This window comes from Mesorhizobium sp. M7A.F.Ca.US.005.03.2.1 (assembly GCF_003997795.1).
In the GTDB taxonomy this organism is placed as follows: domain Bacteria; phylum Pseudomonadota; class Alphaproteobacteria; order Rhizobiales; family Rhizobiaceae; genus Mesorhizobium; species Mesorhizobium ciceri.
Map to the genome: position 1 here is coordinate 1 of NZ_RZRP01001658.1, position 378 is coordinate 378.

The following is a 378-nucleotide window of genomic DNA, read 5'->3' on the forward strand; positions in this document are numbered from 1 at the left end:
CGCTGGGATCCTCGCTGACCATCAAGATCCTGTCCGACCGACCGATTTCGGCGCCGCGCTTCGGCATCTACAGCCACCGGCTCGGCAACGCCTGGCTGGCGGGCGGTGCCTCGAACTCAGGCGGCAAGGTGCTGGCCCAGCACTTTCCGCTCGCCCGTATCATCGAACTCAGCGCGACAATCGACCCGGAGACGGGCACCGGCCTCGATTACTATCCGCTTCCCGCCACGGGCGAACGGTTTCCGATCGCCGATCCGGCGCTGCCGCCTCGCCTTGCGCCGCGGCCGGCGGACGACGCCGATTATCTGAAAGCGATGTTCGAAGGCATCGCCGCGATCGAAGCGCTCGGCTATGACAGGCTTGCCGAACTCGGCGCGC

At 67.2% G+C, this 378-nt stretch carries 1 pseudogene; it reads left to right on the plus strand.

Annotated elements, in window-relative coordinates:
- Positions 1-378 (plus strand): annotated as a pseudogene (locus EN991_RS39675) (carbohydrate kinase); the annotation flags it as partial.